We start from the raw sequence: 19,253 nt of genomic DNA on the forward strand, positions 1-19,253 counted from the left end.
GGGGTCTATCCATCGTGAGGATTTAGGAGTAAATGTGAATAAAAGTACTCTCGCTTAAATTAACCCTCACGATGGACTTGGGTGACATCGGTCTCAACTCTCCTCTGGGTTCATTGGGGAGTAAATCATCGACCTCCACCCCAGCCACGGGGGCCCCAACTCCGCCTAAGAGTTTTTTAACTAATTTAACTCCTCTTTTAAAGATATTAAAAGAGCCGACGAACTGCCTATTGAAAACTCCACATTTTTCGCATGTTACAACCTGTCCCTCTTGGGACTCCATTTTACTCCCGCATACGGGACAGGTTTTTGAAGTATAGTGAGGATTAACGTAAAAAACAATACTCTTATACTCTAACTTTTTCGCTATCTCTCTCCAGCTTGTCCTATCTAAATCTCTGTTAAAGTTTGAATTTTTATACATACTGAGCTTATCCAAATCCTCAAAGATAAAAATTGCATTTGGAAAGAGTTTAGATAGCTGGGAAGTTAATTTATTAATAAAATCTTCAACTCGATTTTTCCTTCTATTATAATACTTTTTTAGCAAGATACCAATTCTCTTCGGAGCTTTTTTATAAATCGACTTTAACTTATCGATAATAACATCATAAACCTTCTTTATTCTATGCAGTTCAGATAAATCAACTCTAATCCACCCCTCTTCTGGATGGAATAAATCTAAGGATTTTAGATTGCTATCTACACCGATAACGACTTTTTTATCAAATATATTTAAAGGTTTTTTAAAGGTTATTAATGCCTCGTTGTCCTTCAAAATAATCTCTCCAATGTCAAAACCTCTAATTTTTTCGAAAAACCATTCATTTTTAATATTTAAAACTAAATACTCCCTCCTCGCTTTTATTGTTATCCTTATCGTTCCATTTTCTTTATCGTATTTTATTAGGGTATTTTTAACTCTAACAAAAGGTCTTTTAAATGTCGGTTTATTTCTTTTTCTTTTACCATCTAAATAATTCGATTTCCAACTCTCTATTGTTGAATAAGCCACTTTAATAGCTCCATCTACATAATGAGAAGCAAAATTCCAGCCATTTAGTAAATAATTTCTTAGTTCTCTTTTGAAATCCTTATCTTTTGGAATTTCTGGGATTAATCGGGTGGTTGTGTAGTATTTGTATTTATTTTTAGATTTAAATCGATGTTTAACTTGTTTTTCTTTCCAGTTGATATTTTCCCAGATAATATCAACTGCTTTCTGAGAGGTACTCATAAATCCATCTAACAAGTTTTTTAAATCGTAATTGTGTTTAATCTTGTAAGTTAATACGATTTCGGATGGAAGTTTGTTTTTATTTTGCATTATTCTCGCCCACAATTTCTTTAACTGTCTTTATAAGTTTTTTATATTTGTGAGAACGCCTTCCGTATAATTTTCCTGCGAAATGGGAAATAACGGTTATTAAATCTTCTACTAACTCTTCTTGTGGAGCCTTACATTTCTTATTAATAACGATTACCTCCGTTCCGTAAGATTTAAAGAATTCTTTTAATGTTTCAAAGCCAAATCTTGTCAATCTATCTGGATAGGCAATTATTACTTTCTCAACCTCCTGATTTATAACCATTTTTAAAAGTTTTCTGTAGTTTTTTCTTTTTTCGCTTAATCCACTGCCAACATCTTTTAATATCTCTATATTCCAGCCCCTATCTTTTGCGTATGATTTTATCGCGTCTATTTGCCTTTCTAAATCGTCTTTTTGTGTGTTAGATGAAACCCTTGCATAGCCGATAATTTTTCTTTGTTCTTTATCTTTAATTCCTAATATTCGTTTTATTTCACTCTCTGGAACCCTCCTCTTTCCCCCCACAGTTCTAACACACTTTATCTTTCCCTCTCTATCCCATCTTTGCAGTGTTTTTATATGAATTCCCAACAATTCACAAGCTTCCTTCATCGTATATAGTCTTTCTAAACTCATACTTACTCACCAATAATAACTAACACTCATCTAATATATAACAGTTTCGGAAGGCGGTTATATAAAAAATATTTTAAAAAACTTTTTAGTATAAAATAACAATAAAGATTAAATTAATGTGGGGAAGTATTTTGTCATTTGGAATGTGTCATGTGGAATGAATTTGAGAATAAAAATGGAAAGTTGAAAGGATTTTGTAGATTATAGTCAGTTACAAAACTTTCTAAATTAAATAAGGAAGATATAATCTCGGACAAATATATACGGCAAAATCCCTTGGATTTTGCCAAAAAACATACGGCAAAACCTTTGGTTTTGCCAAATATTTCTAACGCACACGACGGTATCTCAACAAAATTGACTTTGAATATATAAACCACAGTAATTTTCCAAACAATAATTTCCACGTATTAATATCTAACTACAGGTTCATTGGTGATACTATGAAAAATCCAGAATTGCTTGAGAAATGGGATAAGGAGTATGTGTGGCATCCTTACACACAAATGAAGGAATATGTAAACTCAAAAAACTTAATTATAGAGAGAGGAGAAGGAAATTATTTGATTGATATTTATGGGAATAGATATTTGGATGCCGTCTCATCTATATGGTGTAATTTGTTTGGACATAGTAGGAAAGAGATAATAGATGCAATAAAAAATCAAGCGGATAAAATTTGCCATTCAACATTACTTGGATGTGGGAATGTTCCATCTATCTTATTGGCAAAAAAATTGGTGGATATAACCCCAAAGCATTTAACAAAAGTATTCTATTCAGAAGATGGTGCAGAGGCTGTAGAGATTGCCGTTAAAATGGCATTTGAATATTATGTTTTGAGAGGGGATAAAGGGAGGCATAAATTTATTTCAGTTAAAGAAGGTTATCATGGAGATACAGTTGGTGCTATGAGTGTTGGAGGTAGTGAACTTTTCCATGGGGTATTTAAACCACTATTATTTAAAGGTTACCATGCAGACCCTCCTTACTGCTATAGATGCAAATACTACAACTTCAAAGATACGGATGAGAGAAATAAGAAAGGTTGTGGGATGGAGTGTTTAAATGAAATCGTTGAGTTGATTGAGAAGCATAGTGAGGAAGTATTTTGTGTTATCCTTGAAGGAGGAGTTATGGGTTCTGCTGGAATAATACCATTCCCAGATGGGTATATTGAAGGAGTAGCGAAGGCATGTAAAGAGAACGATGTGATATTTATCCTTGATGAAGTTGCTACTGGATTTGGAAGAACAGGAAAGATGTTCTTTTGTGACAATGAAGAGTTAAAGAAATTAGAAAAACCTGATATCCTTTGTCTTGGGAAGGGAATAACTGGAGGGTATTTACCATTGGCCGCAACACTTACAACAGATGAGATATATAATATGTTCCTTGGAGACTTTGGGGAAAGTAAGCAGTTCTATCACGGACATACATATACTGGAAACCAACTCCTATGTTCTGCTGCACTTGCAACATTAGATATTTTTGAGAAAGAAAATGTAATAGAAAATATTCAACCAAAAATAAAACTTCTCCACGAGGAGCTTAAAAAATTAAAAGAACTTGAACATGTTGGAGATGTAAGAGGAAGAGGTTTTATGGTTGGAATAGAACTTGTAAAAAATAAAGAAACAAAAGAACCTTATCCTTATGGATATAAGGCAGGATATAGGGTTGCAGATAAATTACTTGAAAAAGGCATATATATGAGGCCTATTGGTAATGTTGTTATCTTAGTTCCTCCACTATCAATAACAGAGGAAGAAATCATTTATTTATGCAATTCCCTATACGATGCAATAAAAGAAGCGGATTTATAAAACAACATTAATATTCTATTTCTTTTCTTTAATTCTTGATAATTTTGATTATGTACAAAAAATAAAATGGGAAATCTGGGTTTTATTTATGAGGGAAATTTATAGACAGCTCATCCACATGGTATTCGGAAGTATTACTGCTTTTTCAATTCTTTATTTTGGAAAGAAGGTAATATATCCATTATTTATTTTGACATTGGCGGGGATTTTCTTACACTTTTATTTAAGGAAACATTATGCTCCAATAATATCTGACTTACTTAGGTTGTGTGGTAGAGAAAATGAGTATGGTAAAGGGGCTGTTTTGTTTGCAGTTGGAGTGTTAATAGCAGTGATACTTGTAGATAACATTAATGCCATTTTTTATGCGATATTGGTTTTTTCTATTAGCGATGCTTTGGCAACATTAGTGGGTATTAGAGGCAAAATAAAGATATTTGGGAAAACACTTGAAGGATTTCTTGCATTTTTTATCTCTGCCTGCATAATATTGCATTCATTTGGAATTTACGGGGTTTTAGTGGCATTTGTTGGGGCGTTTATAGAGTTAATAAGCAAAAAAATAAAAATTGATGACAATTTAGTCCTCCCCATATTTTTGGCGTTTATTTTGAATATGATAAATTGGTAAATTTTTTATTTTTTTATAGTCAATTTTTGTTGTTATTGTAAATTTCAGATAAATTTGGAGATATTAACATTAATATTTTTAAATATTTTTGTTGGGCTATAGATATTTACCCATATATGCCCCTATTCTTTCATATCCCAACCTTCTGTAGTATTCCCTAACTCCAATACCACTTGTTACCAAAATTTTGTTCATGCCAAATTCTTCCTTCGCAATCCTCTCTGCTTCTTTTAGGAGCATTTTTCCATATCCTTTATGTTGCCATGTGATTTCTTTTATGTCCTTTGTTAAAGGTTTTTCTTGCCCACAAACATGGAGCTGCCTTACCAATGCTGTTTTGTCATCAATCTCCTTTCTAAATGGTTTGTATGGAATTCTCAACCTTAAATATGCTATTAATATATCGTTTTTTAAATCTTCATAGGATAAGAAGATTTCTGTTCCTCCACTTGCAATATATTCTTCCCTGCATAATTTTATATGCTCAATCTCAGGCATAATGCCTCTCTTATACATCACATGCCCAACTTCCCTACACCTTATACATTTACATTTTATGCCTTTCCTTTCTAAGTTTTTATAGACCAATTCTCCCAAATTGCTCTTCTTAACTCCATCGACGATAACAGTTGCAGGAATATCCCTTTGAATTCTTGAAGTTCTTACCCATTTTGGCATTATGGACTTTACATAACTTATTAATTCCACCGCTTCTTCATCATTTAGTGGTTTAAATTCCCCTTTTTTCCACAAATCATATATTTCTGTCCCCCTAACAACCAAACATGGATAAATTTTGATTAAATCAGGCTTAAAATCTGGATTGTTGAATATTTCATAAAACATCTTTTTGTCCATCTCTTCTGTTGTGTTTGGTAAGCCAGGCATCATGTGGTAAGAAACCTTTAAACCACTATCCTTTAACAATTGCGTTGCCTTTATTGTATCTTCAACGGTATGTCCTCTTTTAACAAACTTTAACACATCATTGTATATACTCTGAACCCCAAGTTCTACCCTTGTGGCCCCCAATTTTAGCATTTGGTTTATATGTTCCTCTCTACAATAATCAGGTCTCGTTTCAATGCATAAAGCCACACATCTATGTTCTGCAGTTTCATTTAGTTTTTGTGCTTCCTCTAAACTATTTGATACTTTTTTGTTCATTGCATCTAAGCAACCTTTTATAAACCAATCTTGATACTCTATATCCCTTGCTGGAAATGTCCCTCCCATAATGATGAGTTCAACCTTATTTGTTGGATGCCCAACTTTCTCCAACTGCTCCAACCTTGCTTTGGTTTGTTCGTAGGGGTCGAATTTATACATCAAGCCCCTCATTGTTGCTGGTTCTCTTCCCGTATAACTTTGCGGCACATCTCCAAAGACGCTACCTTTTCCCCCTGGACAAAACATACACTTTCCATGCGGACATTTTTCAGGGGATGTCATTACTGCAACAACCGCAACACCAGATAATGTTCTGACGGGCTTTTTTCTCAGTAATGGGATGAGGACTTTTTTCTCTTCTTCAGTTGCATATTTTAATATTTCAGAGTTTAATGGGAACCCCACATTTAAATGCCTAAATTTTCTTAGACATTTTGATTTTATCTGTTCAATTCTGTCTTTTGAGACCTTCTTTTTCTTTTCATATTCATTCAATATATTCTCTATTATACACCTCATGAATTTCTCGTAATCATCCATAAAATCACCAAAATAGTTTTGTCATTATTATGACCTAAATTTATTATTTTTGGTATTTATTTTGTTTGAAAATAGTTGATTGTATGAAAATAATTCCAAACTTTAATTTAATCTTAAAATAGAATAATTTTCGATATTTTATTAGCTTAGAAACAATCAGAAAAATAGAACTTGCTGACTTATTTTTAAATTTATTTTCTATTATTGCAGAAACTTCTATAAATATCTTTCTTTAAACTCTTACTAAAAATTATCGAACTCTTTATAAAGCAAGAGAAGTTATAACTAAAAATCAATAATCAATACAAAAATATTATGATTTATGATTTTGAGCAAAATAGGAAAAAATAAAGTAAATATTCATTTCCGTAGCCTTGCTTTTAATATAGTCGTGTGCGGAATAGTTGAATAACCTACGGTTATTCAACTTCCCTGCAACCGAAGGTTGCAGTGGATTTTTAAACCTATTTATATAATAATGAATTTTTTAAATGGCTTTCATTCCTCCTTAAAATTTTTAAATGAGATATAAATCTTTAAAAATTAACCAACAGTTTATTCCAATTTCTAACGCACACGACTATAATTTAACTTCCTTCTTAATTCATCCTTTACCTTTAAATACGTTATTGGAATCCAAAACATCAATGAAATTATGTTAAAAATTATTATTGGATAATCATTCTTTAAAATTCCATAAACAAGCCATAAAGAAAGCCCTAAAGTGAAAGTAACCACAAAATAAAGTGAAATCCCACTCATGTCTTTTGTTTTTAATGATTTTATTAGTTGGGGCAGGGAGGCAAATGTTGTCAACGTCCCAGCAATATATCCAACCATATCAAACTCTATCGCCATAAAACCATCCCAAAAATTCTTTTTAACATAATTTTGCATACCAACTATAAACAATTTGTGATATTTATAGTTGTGTGCGGAATTATATATGGCAAAACCAGAGGTTTTGTCGTTAATTTTTAAACTCATTTATATATTAAATGAATTTTTAATAGTAATTATTCTTCCTTAAAAATATATGGCAAAACCTTTTAGGTTTTGCCAAAAAATTTGAAATAGCTTACAATCATTGAAAATTTGCTACAGCATATTTCCAAACTCTAACGCACACAACTATATTCTTATGCCCTACTTCTTAATACCGCTGTATTTTTGTTATATGCCCATATTCTCAACAATTCAACACCTATTTTTATTTTATTCGGTTAAAAGAAGTCGGCTTCTATTTTCCGTGATAAATTATTTATACATCAAAAGGAAATTGGGATGTAGGAAGAAGTATTCCTATTGGCGATAATATTCTACCCCGTAGTATAGTCGTTTGCATTATAAATGACCATAGTCATCAATGAAATTAAAGCATGAGTTATATTTTATTTGGAATTTTACGTGCAATTATCGTTCTTTCAAGAATTTCTTACAATAATTTCTTATGTCCAAAATATATTAAAATCCACAAACAACCATAAACACACCTAAAATACGTAAGGTGGAAGGCATGGAAGGAATTGATGTATTTTTCTTTTTATGGGCTGCATCGTTGATCTTCTTCATGAAGGCAGGGTTTATTGCGTTGGAGATTGGTCAGTTCAGCCATAGAAATGCTGCTTATCATTGTGTTTTGAAATTGTTGGATTTGGCTGCAGTGTTTATTGGTTATTTGGCAATTGGTTATGGAATTTCTTATGGACTTGAGAATATTATTCCTTTGGTATTTGGAGGATTTGATGTCGAGTTAGGAGCATGGTTCATGAAGATGGTTATGTTCGCTGCTGCTGCAGTAACAATCATAACAGGAGGAGTTGCAGAGAGAATAAAAATCCTTCCATACTTCATTGGGGCTTTAATCGTTGGAGGTATTTTATACCCAATTGTTGAGCATTTGGTATGGGGCGGAGGATTTGAGGCGTTAGGAATTGCTTTCCACGACTATGCAGGAAGTGGAGCTGTCCACTTGTTTGGTGGTTTGGTTGGTCTAATGGCTGCATGGGCATTGGGGCCAAGAGCTAAAAAGTATATAAATGGCATCCCACAAGCACTTCCAGGACATAACATCCCATTGGCTGTCTTAGGGGCATTTATATTGGCATTTGGATGGTATGGATTTAACATTGGAAGTGCGGCAAGTGTTGGAGATGGTTTGGAATTAACAAGAGTTGCATTGGCAACAACAATGGCTCTTGCTGGGGGTATCATTGGTGGGGCTTTAAGCTCAAGAAACGACCCCCTCTACACTGCAAACGGTATGTGTGCAGGGTTAGTTGCTGTTTGTAGTGGAGTAGATTTATTCACCCCAATAGGGGCTTTAATTGTTGGATTATTGGCAGGTTTGCAACAACCATTCACATTCAAATTCATTGAAGAGAAATTGAAAATTGATGATGTCTGTGCTATTGGACCAGTTCATGCAATGAGTGGTTTAATTGGGGTTATATGTGCAGGAATTCCATTCTTGTTAAGAGATCCTTCAGCAACATCATTTGTTGGGCAGGTGTTGGGGGCAGTTATAATAAGTTTAATTGCGATTATTGGTGGAGCAATCCTCTATAAAGGATTAGATGCAACCATTGGCTTGAGAGTTTCAAAAGAAGTTGAAGAAGTCGGATTGGATGAAGGAGTATTGCAGGTAAGTGCATACACAAATGACTAAACAAAAACTCTTCTAATTTTTATTTATTCCTATTTAATTTCTTATTATTTCTTTAAGTTTTTAGTTTAGGGGGATATTATGAAGAAAATAGAGGCAATAATAAGACCTTCAAAGTTAGAGGATGTAAAAAATGCATTGCTCAAGGCAGGATGTAAAGGTTTGACGGTTAGTGAGGTTAAAGGAAGAGGAGTTCAAGGAGGAATTGTTGAGAGATACAGGGGAAGAGAATACATCATTGATTTATTGCCAAAGGTAAAAATTGAGATTGTCGTCGATGATGCAAATGTAGAAAAAATTATTGACTTAATATGCGAAAATGCTAAAACAGGAGAATTTGGGGACGGTAAGATATTCGTTATTCCAGTAGAAGAAGTTGTAAGGGTAAGAACAGGAGAAAGAGGAAAAGATGCTTTATAAATAATTTATAATTTTACTCCTTTTTTGTTACTCTTTTTTATTTACCCAATTTTTATTGATTTTTTGCATTTTTTAATAATTTTAAATCGATAATTTTATTAGGTATTTTTCACAGAGTGTTTATAGTCGTTCTACAATTAGATGATAGTTAGCATAACTCTAATTTAAATTAGAGTTTTGTCAAATTACCTAAAATTTAAAATTTAAGATTATGGACAGTGCTGTAAATTTGTAGAACGACTATATTAGTGCTGTTTATTTTGGTGGTATTATGGTTTTTGGTATATTCAAAAAATTAAAAAAGAAATCCATTGAAGATTTTTTAAAAGATAAGGATATTTTAACAATAAAATTAGAAAAGCCACTGGATTGTCTGTGCGATTTTACCTACAACTTTATATGGCAAAGTAATTTTGATTATAACCAAAAAGTAGTTGATGATATAACCTACAAAGATTTGGTTGAACATCTGAAAAATAAAGGAGTTGTCTATATAAAAGGAGATGTTGGAAAGAGGTTTTGCTCATCTATGGGAGCAGATTTAAAATACTTTGGAGGCAAAGGGGGAAAAATTGACGTAGGAACAGTAGTCATTGATGGAAACATTGACACAAGGTTTGGCATCAGTATGGTTTCTGGAACGGTTTATGTTAATGAAAAATCTACCATAAAAGAGCCAATAGGCAATGTAATTGAAGTTGAGAGTGATATTAAAGGATATAGAAAGTTCATATCCATTACTGAATTTGTTGAAAAAAGACACAACGAAAAACTTCTAAAACCAAATAAATTTAGAAATGATGAATTAATTATTAATGATGGAATTGTTAGAGACACTGTTGGAGCAAGATTAGAAAAAGATGCCACCATTGTTGTAAATGGAAACGTTGATTTAAGCACTGGCATACTGATGAAAAAAGGAAAGGTTATTGTAAATGGAAACGCTGGAAAAAATACTGGGGCTGTTTTGAGGGGAGGGTGTGTTATAGTTAGGGGCAATACTGGGGACTTTACAGCCATTGAGATGAAAAAAGGGTTTATCATAGTTGATGGAAATGCAGGAAAATATTTGGGAGCAAAGAAAAAAGGAGGGGTTATATACGCAAGAGATGGCTCACCAATTCCACCAACAAAGAAATATCCTTTAAGTGAAGAGGATAAAAAACTTCTAAATAAATTAGGGTTTTTTGGAGAATTTTACAAATTCCAATGAACTATTATGAATTTCTAAATTTCTATATTTAGATTTATAAATTAATTTTTCCAAAATAAAAATTAAAAATGAAGCCTCGGGCGGGGTTCGAACCCGCGACCTCCTGCTTACCAAGCAGGCGCTCTACCAGGCTGAGCCACCGAGGCACCAAATAATTTTTAAATTCTTAAACAACTATATATAATTTTCGCCGAAAAGTTTATATACCAGAACATCATCTAATAATGAGTGGTGCTATCTGAAGCCCGGTGGTGTAGTGGCCAATCATCCGGGGCTTTGGACCCCGGGACCGCGGTTCGAATCCGCGCCGGGCTACCATTTTTTATTTTGGACAGTTATATCCATATATTTAAATTTATGGTGAAATAATGAAAATAGGCATTTTAAGTGAAGGAAAGTATGGAGAAAGGGCTTATAATGTTATAGGAAAAAAATTCAATTGTGATTTTATTAAGGTTAAATATTCTGGAGAATTTGATGACATAGAAATTGATAAAGATGTTTTGGAGAAATTAAAGGATTATGATTTATTTATAACCTATACCACAAACCCGGATTTAACCTACGAACTCGTTAGGCAAATCAGCAAAATAAATAAAAATGCATTTGTTATTGTTGGTGCATGGAAAGGTGGGGGATTTAAAAAGCAATTGGAAAGTTTTGGTAATGCATTTTGTCCAGATTTGATGTGTGAGATTGATGAAGATGTTTTAAAAAATTATATCGATAAATTTCCCCAATTGAAGGGATTTTTAAAATATTTTGGAAGGCCAAAGGTAAAAATCAAATGCATAGATGACAAAATAAAAGATATTGAAATTTTGAGAGAGGCACCATGTGGTTCAACCTCAGAAACACTAAAGGAATTTATTGGAAAGGAGTTTAACGAAAATACCTTAAAAAACATTGGTTTAAGAGTCCAACATTTCTGCAGAGCATCTAAAATTAGATTATTTGTAGATAACGAATGCAAAAAAATCAAAGCCGGGGAAATTATTGTCCAATCTGTTAAAGAGGGGATTAACCAATAATCTCAAAATCCACACCATGCCCAAATAAAAACAACAAAACACTTGCCGGAATTTCTTTGCTTTTAGTGCTATATATTTCATCTCCAATGTTAATTTTATCAACCTTTTGTTTTATCTTAACATTGTAGAATTTTTTATTAAAACCATTAAAAATCGCATCTTTTAAGGGATTAAAATTATCAAGTTCTTTGTATTTTATCTCCTTAACTATAAACCCTGTATATCCATGCAAAGAGTTGATAACCCTTAACAATCTTATATCATCATCCATAACTTTCTCATCCAATTCCAATTTATTTAAAGTTTCATTTATAATTGAGTATATTTTATCCTTATTTTTCCTTTTTTCAATTATTTTTTTCCAATTTTCTTCTTTTTCAAATTGTTTTGTTGCTATTCTTTTCTTTTTGAACTCCTTTACCAATCTCCTCCTCCAACCACTTCCAACCTTATTTAAATTCAAATTTTTTCCTAAGATGTATTCAATAAAAAATCTCCTCTGCGGTTTTTCATAATGCTCTATGATGTTCCTTATTTCCTCATCCTTTGGTTTAATATAGATGTGATATCCCCTATTCCCACTAAATGCAATTTGCAAATCCTCCTTAGATAACCCAAAATCAGGCATTAAAAATTCCTCAATTAAATAAATTGCCTGCTCTTTTGCTGCGTTTAAGCATTTATCACAAACCCAATCATCACTATGCCTACATTTATTTGTTTTATGAACATCAATATCAAATGCAATCTCTCTCCTAAAAACCTTCTTTTTATTTGCACCACCGGATTTGTCAGGAAATTCCATGTAGGAGAGAGACTTATACAAATGGAATGGGGCATTTTTCAATACCCAATTTTTATACTCTTCCTCATCCTTAAATGAGATGTTTCTATTATCTACTTTTTTAAAATACCCATAACCAAATTCCCTATACTCAATTCCTTCAGGAACCTCCAACAAATCATTTTTTATTGCATAAGAGTAATATTCTTTATACAAATTTTGAATTTCATTTAATTTATCCATAATTACTCCACCATTTTTCACCAATTTATAGTTATGTGCGGAATAGTTTAATAACTACGTTATAGTATAAATCTTTATGACTTTATCAATAGCATTATACGGCAAAACCCAAAAGGGTTTTACCAAAAGACATACGGCAAAACTTTCAGTTTTGCCAAAAGATATTCGGCAAAATCCCTTGGATTTTGCCAAAAACCCTTCTAACACATACGACTATAAATCACAATACCATAAAGTATTAATAATATTATATAAATACATAAAAACCTGCAATATTTAAACATAAATCAAGATTATTTATAATTCACAGAGTGTATTAAAAAGAATGTTGATTTAAGGAGGATCATTATGGAGGATATATTCAGTTTATTGGGTAAAAAGGGAGTTATAGACATAATTTTTAAGATTAAAGAAGGGGTAAATACATTTACTACATTGAAAAAAAGCCTTGATGAGGAAGGTAAAGGTGTAAGTACAAGAACCTTGGCTGAGAGATTGGATGAGTTGGAACATGAGAATATCATTCAAAAAGAGTCCAATAAATATATACTTACAAAAAAAGGAGAAGAACTTATTGAAATTATTGAAAAAGTAAAGTCCTGGGAAGCTAAATGGAGAGAAGTTAAAATACCAAGAGTAATTCTTGGAATGTTAGGTGAAAAAAGATAAAACATTAAAATGCTTATACCCCATTTTTTGATAATATTGCGCGTGGATGTATAGTCGTTTGCGTTATAATGGCCACAGTCATCAATGAAATTAACAAGGATAAATTATGCTTTATTTGAAAATTTAATGATAAAACCGAAGGTTGCCGTATGAATAGCGGCAAAATCTTTGGATTTTGCCGTAGTTATGTTGCAGGAAGTTGATTATTCAACTATTCCGCAAACGGCCCTTGTATAAAACCCTATTAATAAACAACAAAAACATAAAAAATAGTACAAGCGGGGAATACTATGAAGACAATTACATTTTCCATAGCAAAAGGAGGAACTGGAAAAAGTGTCATGACTGCAAATGTTGCTGCAGCACTGGCTTTGAAGGGTAAAAAGGTTGTTATATTAGACGCTGACATTGGATCAAGATCATTAACACATCTTTTTGGGAAGGAAATGAACAAATCATTTATAGATGCGATTAAAGAGGACTTGAGCATAGATGAAATATTGGTAGAAACAGACATTGAAAATCTCTACATTATTACAAGCGGAAGGTCATTAGAAGATTATTTCAAAATTGAAGGATATAAGGCATTTGAAAAATTAGAGGAATTAAAGAGATTTGACTATGTGTTTATTGATGCCCCAACAACTACCACAGGTATTGAAACATACCTATCCTTAGGGTTTTCTGAGTATTTCGTTTTGGTTTTAGATTTCATATCCTTTGGCCCAAGTTTGCAAGGGGCTATCAACACTGCAGTTATAGGAAGAAATTACCTTGAATGTAAACCAGTAGGATTCATATTAAATAAATCAGACGCTTTGGTTCCAGAAAGTGTTATAAATGATGTTGAAAAATTACTTGGTATGAAATGTATAGCCAATATTCCAAAAAATGCATTACTTGAACAATCATACAACAGAAAAGAGATTCTATATGTAAAAAATACGGATGCAAACTTCAACAAGCTAATTGACAATATTGTAGAAGAATTAGAAGCACTTCCTGAATACGAAAAAACAAGCATTCCTGAATTATTAAAAAGAATAAAAGATAGTTTGATATTATAATTAAAAATTAAAAAAATTATTTAAAAAATTAATATTATCTATCTTTATTAATATTATTTATCTTTTGTTTTGTCTGTAGGCGTTTTACTTATTTGTGAGAACACTTTTTTTAATATTTCTTTCTGTTCTTCCTGTGAAGGATATTTAATATTATATTTTTCTAAAAGTTCTGGGTCAACTTTATGATCATCTTTTTTATTTTGCATATATTCGTTTATGTGCTCTTCTAACATCTTATCATATATCTTTGGGCTGTATTTTATAATCATTTTTGTTAAATAAATTATCATTATGGTGAATACTGTGCCAATTAGTGTCATAAATAACCTTTCTTTAATAAAATGCGGAATCACTTCGGCATACATATATGCTGGAAGGTTAAGATACCACATGCCTAAGAATGAACCATATAAGTGGTCGGTCATAACACTACAAAAAGATAACACTGCAGTTCCAAAAATTGATTTGATTACATTTTTTTCAAACATTAATTTGCAAATTTTTTCTCGTAGATATAATATTAGTATTAGTGCAAAGATGGATACAAATGGATAATAGTAAACTATCCTTCCAATGTCTGTTGAGTACCACAACAACAACCCAAATAACATTATAATTGCCACATGTTTCCAACGACCTTCAGATAGATAACCTGCAACAATTGTTCCAAGTATGGGGGGTAATACAGAAAACACTCCAAAATATGCAGCTTTGGGATTAATTAATAAATAAATAGATTTTGCAATTAGTGAGGTTGTCGAAAAATTATTTCATCAATGAATTTAAATATTACTCTCTAATACTAATAACTCTCATTAGTGTTAAAATATTATGAACGATTGCTACTGCTAAAGTAGCTCTACATCTACTTTCAGGTAGTTTTTCATTTAGAGTTAATCTAAATTTAGTTTTTAGCCCTCCAAATATCGCTTCTATTACCCCTCTAATTTTATACAGTTTCTTATCAAACAATTTTTTAACTTTCTTTCTGATTTTAGAAATACCGTAATCCCATTTAAACTCTTTTGTTTTAACTATTGGAATGAGGTCTATGGATAACAACTCTCTAAGTAAATCTTCATCATCGTAACCACCATCCAACAATATTATCGCACCTTTCACAAAATCTAAAGATTTTATCATTTTTAGTAAGTTTTTACTGTCTGAACTATATCCATTATCCCATTTTACCATAACAATCGAAATTAATCCATAATCTTTATAATAGCAAGCTAATACGTGCATTTTGTCAAAAACCCGATACTTTACCTTTTTTATTTCATTATTCACAACTCTGATTCTTTCACAATACACTCTTAATAAATGGACTCCAGTGGAATCAGCTATGTAAATTATAACCGATGATTTTAACGAATTAGCAATAATTAAGTGTAATCCAACGATTATTTTAGTTAAATCGCTTATTTTAATCCTCTGAAAAGCTTTTCCGTATGTGGAGCTATCTATATGCTTTTTATGTAAATAATCGGAAAGAGTTTCTAAATCTCTTAAACTAATTCTAAAAATGTGTTTTATTATTAGAGTAGCTATATATTCATTGTAACTTATAGCTAAAGGCCTTCCTACTTTGCGTTTTTCTTTATATGGAAGTAAAATATTTATAATAAATGAAACAAAATCATAAGTGTACTTAATATTGAATATCTTAAACCTCTTATCGTAGGCTTTCCAGTATCCTTTTCTTTTGGTTTTTCTGCCGCTCATAATTATTATTACTATTATTTATAGTATTCGTATTTTTCGACAACCTCGCAATTAGTATTGCAATAGCTCCATAAAGAGGCCCCAACACTGTTCCACAAACTGGAGCTAAACTTGGAGACAAGTTTATTTTATGTGGGGATATACTGACCATTTTAAATCCTGGATAAAAAATGAAAGTAAAAACCATTTCAATCGACATTGTTAACATGAGAAATTTAATTTTTGTATCCTGAATTAAGACCCTAAAAATATTCATATTTTCCCCGTTAAAAAAATATATATTGTAAATTATATTAAATCTACAATATTGCAATAAATATAAATATTTTTTCTTAAATATTTTCTCTGAGTGTAGTATTTCCCTATATAGTGTAAAATTTTAAATTAAATAAAGTATTATGGAGAAAATAGATATATATTAAAATAACCAAAATAATAAAATAATTAAATGATGAAATATAGTCGTGTGCATTAGAAAAGTTTTTTGGCAAAACCGAAGGTTTTGCCGTATGTCTTTTGGTAAAACCCTTTTGGGTTTTGCCGTATATTCTATATAGGGTGCATATAGTACGATTTTTAAGATTTTTATCGTAAGTTAAAAATAAATTTTATAATAACATTGCATCCATGAAATAAACCTTTGGAATCACTTGAGTTTTATTAAACTTTAAGTAATATGACAACAATATACATTTTGTATATATAGAACCAACGCACTACAACGTTAATTGGTAATACCGTAGTGAAATATATATAATAACTAATAACCATATTTTTAGTATGAACAATCAAATAACAAGATATGTCTTTCTTTATTATTTATTACTTTATTAGGTGGAAATCATGACAGTAACTATTGCAATTGCGTCTGGTAAAGGAGGTACTGGAAAAACTACAATTGCTGCAAACTTAGCAGTTGCGTTATCTCGTTTTGGAAAAAATGTTATTGTATTGGATGCTGATATCGCAATGGCAAACTTGGAATTGATTTTGGGGTTAGAAGGAAAACCAGTAACATTAAATGACGTCCTTGCGGGAACTGCTGATATTGAAGAGGCAATTTATGAGGGTCCTGGAGGGGTTAAAGTAGTTCCAGCAGGGATTTCATTAGAGAGGTTCAGGAGAGCCAATCCCGAAAGATTAGAAGAAGTATTGACTAAATTAAATGAAAAAGCAGATATATTAATCATAGATTGTCCTGCAGGGCTTGGTAAGGATGCACTTGTAGCATTATCTGCTGCTGAGAATCTTATTGTTGTAGTAAACCCGGAGATTTCATCAATATCTGATGCCTTAAAAATTATTGCAGTAGCTCGTAGACTTGAAACCAATGTTCTTGGAGCAATTATTAACAGGGTTAGCAACGATAGTACAGAACTTAGTGCTAAGGCAATTGAAACAATCTTAGAAATCCCTATAATGGGTATAATTCCTGAAGATCCGAATGTCAGAAGAAGTGCAGCGTTTGGAGAACCAATAGTTTTAAGATATCCAGATTCCCCAGCAGCACAGGCAATTATGGAAATAGCAGCAAAACTCGTAGGAAAGCAATACATTCCTGAAAAGAAAGAAAAAGAATCATTTATAAAGAGATTCATTAAAGGTCTGTTTGGGAGGAAGAAAAAATGATACCCCCAGAAATATTGGTAACTCTTGTTGTTATTAGCATAGCATTGAACGTCGTGCTTTTTGTAAAAGTTGTAATGTTACAGAGAGAACTTAATGCTGTTAAAAAATCAACACAACTTACAAAAGAGGAGGTAGAAAAATTAAATGAGAGACTAAAAAGATTAAAAATGGGTGGACAAGTATGAAAAAATTTCTTCCAATATTTTTATTACTTATGCTTTCACCAGTTTTTGGAGAATTTATAGTAGTTCCAGAAACAGTCCCTATTAACGAAAGTGTGTATGTAATATTTAAATGGTCATGTGAGCAAGGTATTTCAAATTTCAATGTAACAATAAACTCTGACGCTGTAGAATTTGAAAATAATTCCCTATATTATGCAGGTGTGGCGGCAAATGCAGAAATCATAAAATTATTTAAGGGTAAGGCCAAAAAATTGGGAAATCATACAATTGTTATAACTATGGATTATTGGAAAAATGGATGTCATATACGTAAAAAACACTATTTGAACATATCCATAATCCCAAAAACAATAATTAAAATTAAAAAAGAAGTTGTAGAAAAAATTATCGTAAAAAATGAAACTATTAATGAAAGTTCAATCAATAATATCACTAACAACAAATCTAAAAATGAATCCGCACAAACAACTGTTCAAACAATAAACAAAAACAACAGTAATATTGAAAATATAACAAATGTGGAAATTAGCATTAACGTTAATAATTCACAATCACAAAAGAATACAGAATCATTATATTCGCTACACAGTTTATACTATGTAATTGGTGGCTTGTTGGTTGGGATATTAAGTGGTATTGCATTTATGTATGCAATTAAAGCGTAAAGGACTTTTAACATTAATTTAGATTTTTTAAAACTGTTTTTTGTGATATTATGATTGCTGTTATCCCTATGTTCAATGAGGAGAGGAATATCTTAAAAGTTTTGAGGGATTTGGAAGAATTGGGGATTGATGCGGTTGTTGTGGATGATGGGAGTAAAGATAACTCCTCAAAAATCGTGGAAGAATTCTCAAAAAAATCAAAGAATAGGATATACTTAATAAAGAAAGAAAAAAACGAAGGGAAGGCAAGAGCATTAAAAGATGGAACAGAATTTGCATTAAAACTAAACCCCGACTACATAATCTATATGGATGGGGATTATCAGCATAAACCAAAAGACATTCCAAAAATGATAGAAAAATTAAAAAAAGAAAATGCAGATGCGGTTTTTGGAATTAGAAAGTATAAACACATTCCATTCCACAGGCAGATATCTAATTTTTTGGCAAGTTTAATAATGTCACTTGTAGTTACGTTCTATTCGGGAAAAATTTACATCTTTAGGGATATTCAGTGTGGATATAGAATAATAAAGGCGAAATTTTTAAAAGATGTTTATTTTGGGGAAGGGTATAGTGTTGAACATCTAATTGCCCTACAACTTGCAAAAAATAGGGCAAAGATTGTTGAGGAATATGTAGATATTGAGTACCATCCAGACGCAACTTCATACATAACAACTAAAAAGATTTTGGATGTTGCAAAAGAAGTTGCAAAGTTTGTTTTAAAGGGGCTTCCAAAAAATGAGTCAAAAACATGGATTTTATTATGTTTCTTTCATAAAATTCATCAAATAATAAAATCAATAACCCTCCTTTAATAATTTATAGTCATGTGCAGAAG

19 protein-coding genes and 2 tRNA genes are annotated in these 19,253 nt (G+C 31.6%); 13 read left to right on the forward strand and 8 right to left on the reverse strand.

Features of this window, described 5'->3' with window-relative positions:
• Positions 1-22: 22 nt before the first annotated feature.
• Positions 23-1,327, reverse strand: a complete 1,305-nt coding sequence (locus tag METIG_RS05775) for an IS200/IS605 family accessory protein TnpB-related protein (RefSeq protein ID WP_013799291.1) — start codon at positions 1,325-1,327, stop codon at positions 23-25.
• Entirely contained in the window at positions 1,317-1,946 is a 630-nt protein-coding gene (locus METIG_RS05780; protein WP_013799292.1) for an IS607 family transposase, read from the reverse strand. Before METIG_RS05780 ends, METIG_RS05775 begins: the two co-directional genes overlap by 11 nt.
• A 443-nt stretch (positions 1,947-2,389) precedes the next feature.
• Here METIG_RS05780 and bioA point away from each other — a divergent pair, with 443 nt between their 5' ends.
• Both bioA and METIG_RS05790 read left to right on the forward strand, forming a co-directional pair.
• On the forward strand, positions 2,390-3,772 hold the full coding sequence (gene bioA, locus METIG_RS05785; RefSeq protein WP_013799293.1) for an adenosylmethionine--8-amino-7-oxononanoate transaminase: 1,383 nt from the start codon (positions 2,390-2,392) through the stop codon (positions 3,770-3,772).
• Positions 3,773-3,860: 88 nt separating this feature from the next.
• The gene (locus METIG_RS05790; protein WP_013799294.1) at positions 3,861-4,403 is read left to right on the forward strand and encodes a diacylglycerol/polyprenol kinase family protein; all 543 of its coding nucleotides are present in this window, start codon (positions 3,861-3,863) and stop codon (positions 4,401-4,403) included.
• Positions 4,404-4,499: 96 nt separating this feature from the next.
• Here METIG_RS05790 and METIG_RS05795 read toward each other — a convergent pair whose 3' ends face one another.
• Both METIG_RS05795 and METIG_RS05800 read right to left on the reverse strand, forming a co-directional pair.
• The gene (locus tag METIG_RS05795; protein WP_013799295.1) at positions 4,500-6,113 is read right to left on the reverse strand and encodes a tRNA uridine(34) 5-carboxymethylaminomethyl modification radical SAM/GNAT enzyme Elp3; all 1,614 of its coding nucleotides are present in this window, start codon (positions 6,111-6,113) and stop codon (positions 4,500-4,502) included.
• Positions 6,114-6,680: 567 nt separating this feature from the next.
• On the reverse strand, positions 6,681-6,971 hold the full coding sequence (locus tag METIG_RS05800; RefSeq protein WP_172632633.1) for a SemiSWEET transporter: 291 nt from the start codon (positions 6,969-6,971) through the stop codon (positions 6,681-6,683).
• 658 nt (positions 6,972-7,629) lie between these two features.
• Here METIG_RS05800 and METIG_RS05805 point away from each other — a divergent pair.
• From METIG_RS05805 to METIG_RS05815, 3 genes are all read left to right on the forward strand, one after another.
• A complete protein-coding gene (locus METIG_RS05805; protein ID WP_013799297.1) occupies positions 7,630-8,781 on the forward strand; it encodes an ammonium transporter in 1,152 nt (383 codons plus the stop codon).
• Positions 8,782-8,859: 78 nt separating this feature from the next.
• Positions 8,860-9,198, forward strand: coding sequence for a P-II family nitrogen regulator (locus METIG_RS05810; RefSeq protein WP_013799298.1), 339 nt, complete (start codon positions 8,860-8,862; stop codon positions 9,196-9,198).
• A gap of 271 nt (positions 9,199-9,469) precedes the next feature.
• Positions 9,470-10,411: a GltB/FmdC/FwdC-like GXGXG domain-containing protein gene (locus METIG_RS05815; RefSeq protein ID WP_013799299.1), complete on the forward strand. Its 942-nt coding sequence runs from the start codon at positions 9,470-9,472 to the stop codon at positions 10,409-10,411.
• A 72-nt stretch (positions 10,412-10,483) separates the two neighbouring features.
• Here the strand turns inward: METIG_RS05815 and METIG_RS05820 are convergent.
• Positions 10,484-10,557 (reverse strand) — tRNA-Thr (locus METIG_RS05820).
• Positions 10,558-10,653: 96 nt separating this feature from the next.
• Here METIG_RS05820 and METIG_RS05825 point away from each other — a divergent pair.
• Positions 10,654-10,729, forward strand: a tRNA-Gln gene (locus METIG_RS05825).
• A 50-nt stretch (positions 10,730-10,779) separates the two neighbouring features.
• Positions 10,780-11,442: a DUF166 domain-containing protein gene (locus METIG_RS05830; protein WP_013799300.1), complete on the forward strand. Its 663-nt coding sequence runs from the start codon at positions 10,780-10,782 to the stop codon at positions 11,440-11,442.
• On the opposite strand, the gene priS is transcribed toward METIG_RS05830, so the two are convergent.
• A complete protein-coding gene (gene priS / locus METIG_RS05835; protein ID WP_013799301.1) occupies positions 11,432-12,469 on the reverse strand; it encodes a DNA primase catalytic subunit PriS in 1,038 nt (345 codons plus the stop codon). The genes METIG_RS05830 and priS overlap by 11 nt on opposite strands.
• Positions 12,470-12,817: 348 nt before the next feature.
• On the opposite strand from priS, the gene METIG_RS05840 reads away from it, so the two are divergent.
• Together METIG_RS05840 and METIG_RS05845 are read left to right on the forward strand one after the other, a co-directional pair.
• Positions 12,818-13,138 (forward strand): winged helix-turn-helix transcriptional regulator, encoded by a 321-nt coding sequence (locus METIG_RS05840; protein ID WP_013799302.1) that lies wholly within the window; start codon positions 12,818-12,820, stop codon positions 13,136-13,138.
• A gap of 290 nt (positions 13,139-13,428) precedes the next feature.
• Complete coding sequence (locus METIG_RS05845; protein WP_013799303.1) at positions 13,429-14,205, forward strand: MinD/ParA family ATP-binding protein; 777 nt, start codon at positions 13,429-13,431, stop codon at positions 14,203-14,205.
• Between the two features lie 53 nt (positions 14,206-14,258).
• Here METIG_RS05845 and METIG_RS05850 read toward each other — a convergent pair whose 3' ends face one another.
• Both METIG_RS05850 and METIG_RS05855 read right to left on the reverse strand, forming a co-directional pair.
• On the reverse strand, positions 14,259-14,900 hold the full coding sequence (locus METIG_RS05850) for a hypothetical protein (protein ID WP_157209555.1): 642 nt from the start codon (positions 14,898-14,900) through the stop codon (positions 14,259-14,261).
• Positions 14,901-14,994: 94 nt separating this feature from the next.
• Entirely contained in the window at positions 14,995-15,930 is a 936-nt protein-coding gene (locus METIG_RS05855; RefSeq protein WP_013798476.1) for a transposase, read from the reverse strand.
• Positions 15,931-16,773: 843 nt separating this feature from the next.
• On the opposite strand from METIG_RS05855, the gene minD reads away from it, so the two are divergent.
• From minD to METIG_RS05880, 4 genes are read left to right on the forward strand one after another with little or no spacing between them, the layout of a single operon-like run.
• Positions 16,774-17,559 carry a septum site-determining protein MinD gene (minD, locus tag METIG_RS05865; RefSeq protein WP_013799304.1) on the forward strand — a complete coding sequence of 262 codons (786 nt, stop codon included), beginning with the start codon at positions 16,774-16,776 and terminating at the stop codon, positions 17,557-17,559.
• Positions 17,556-17,744, forward strand: coding sequence for a hypothetical protein (locus METIG_RS05870; protein WP_013799305.1), 189 nt, complete (start codon positions 17,556-17,558; stop codon positions 17,742-17,744). Before minD ends, METIG_RS05870 begins: the two co-directional genes overlap by 4 nt.
• Positions 17,741-18,409, forward strand: a complete 669-nt coding sequence (locus tag METIG_RS05875) for a hypothetical protein (RefSeq protein ID WP_013799306.1) — start codon at positions 17,741-17,743, stop codon at positions 18,407-18,409. The genes METIG_RS05870 and METIG_RS05875 overlap by 4 nt, the downstream gene beginning before the upstream one ends.
• 50 nt (positions 18,410-18,459) lie before the next feature.
• Positions 18,460-19,230, forward strand: a complete 771-nt coding sequence (locus tag METIG_RS05880) for a glycosyltransferase family 2 protein (RefSeq protein WP_013799307.1) — start codon at positions 18,460-18,462, stop codon at positions 19,228-19,230.
• The last annotated feature ends 23 nt before the right edge of the window (positions 19,231-19,253 follow it).

The organism is Methanotorris igneus Kol 5 (assembly GCF_000214415.1).
Lineage (GTDB): Archaea > AGJL01 > Methanococci > Methanococcales > Methanococcaceae > Methanotorris > Methanotorris igneus.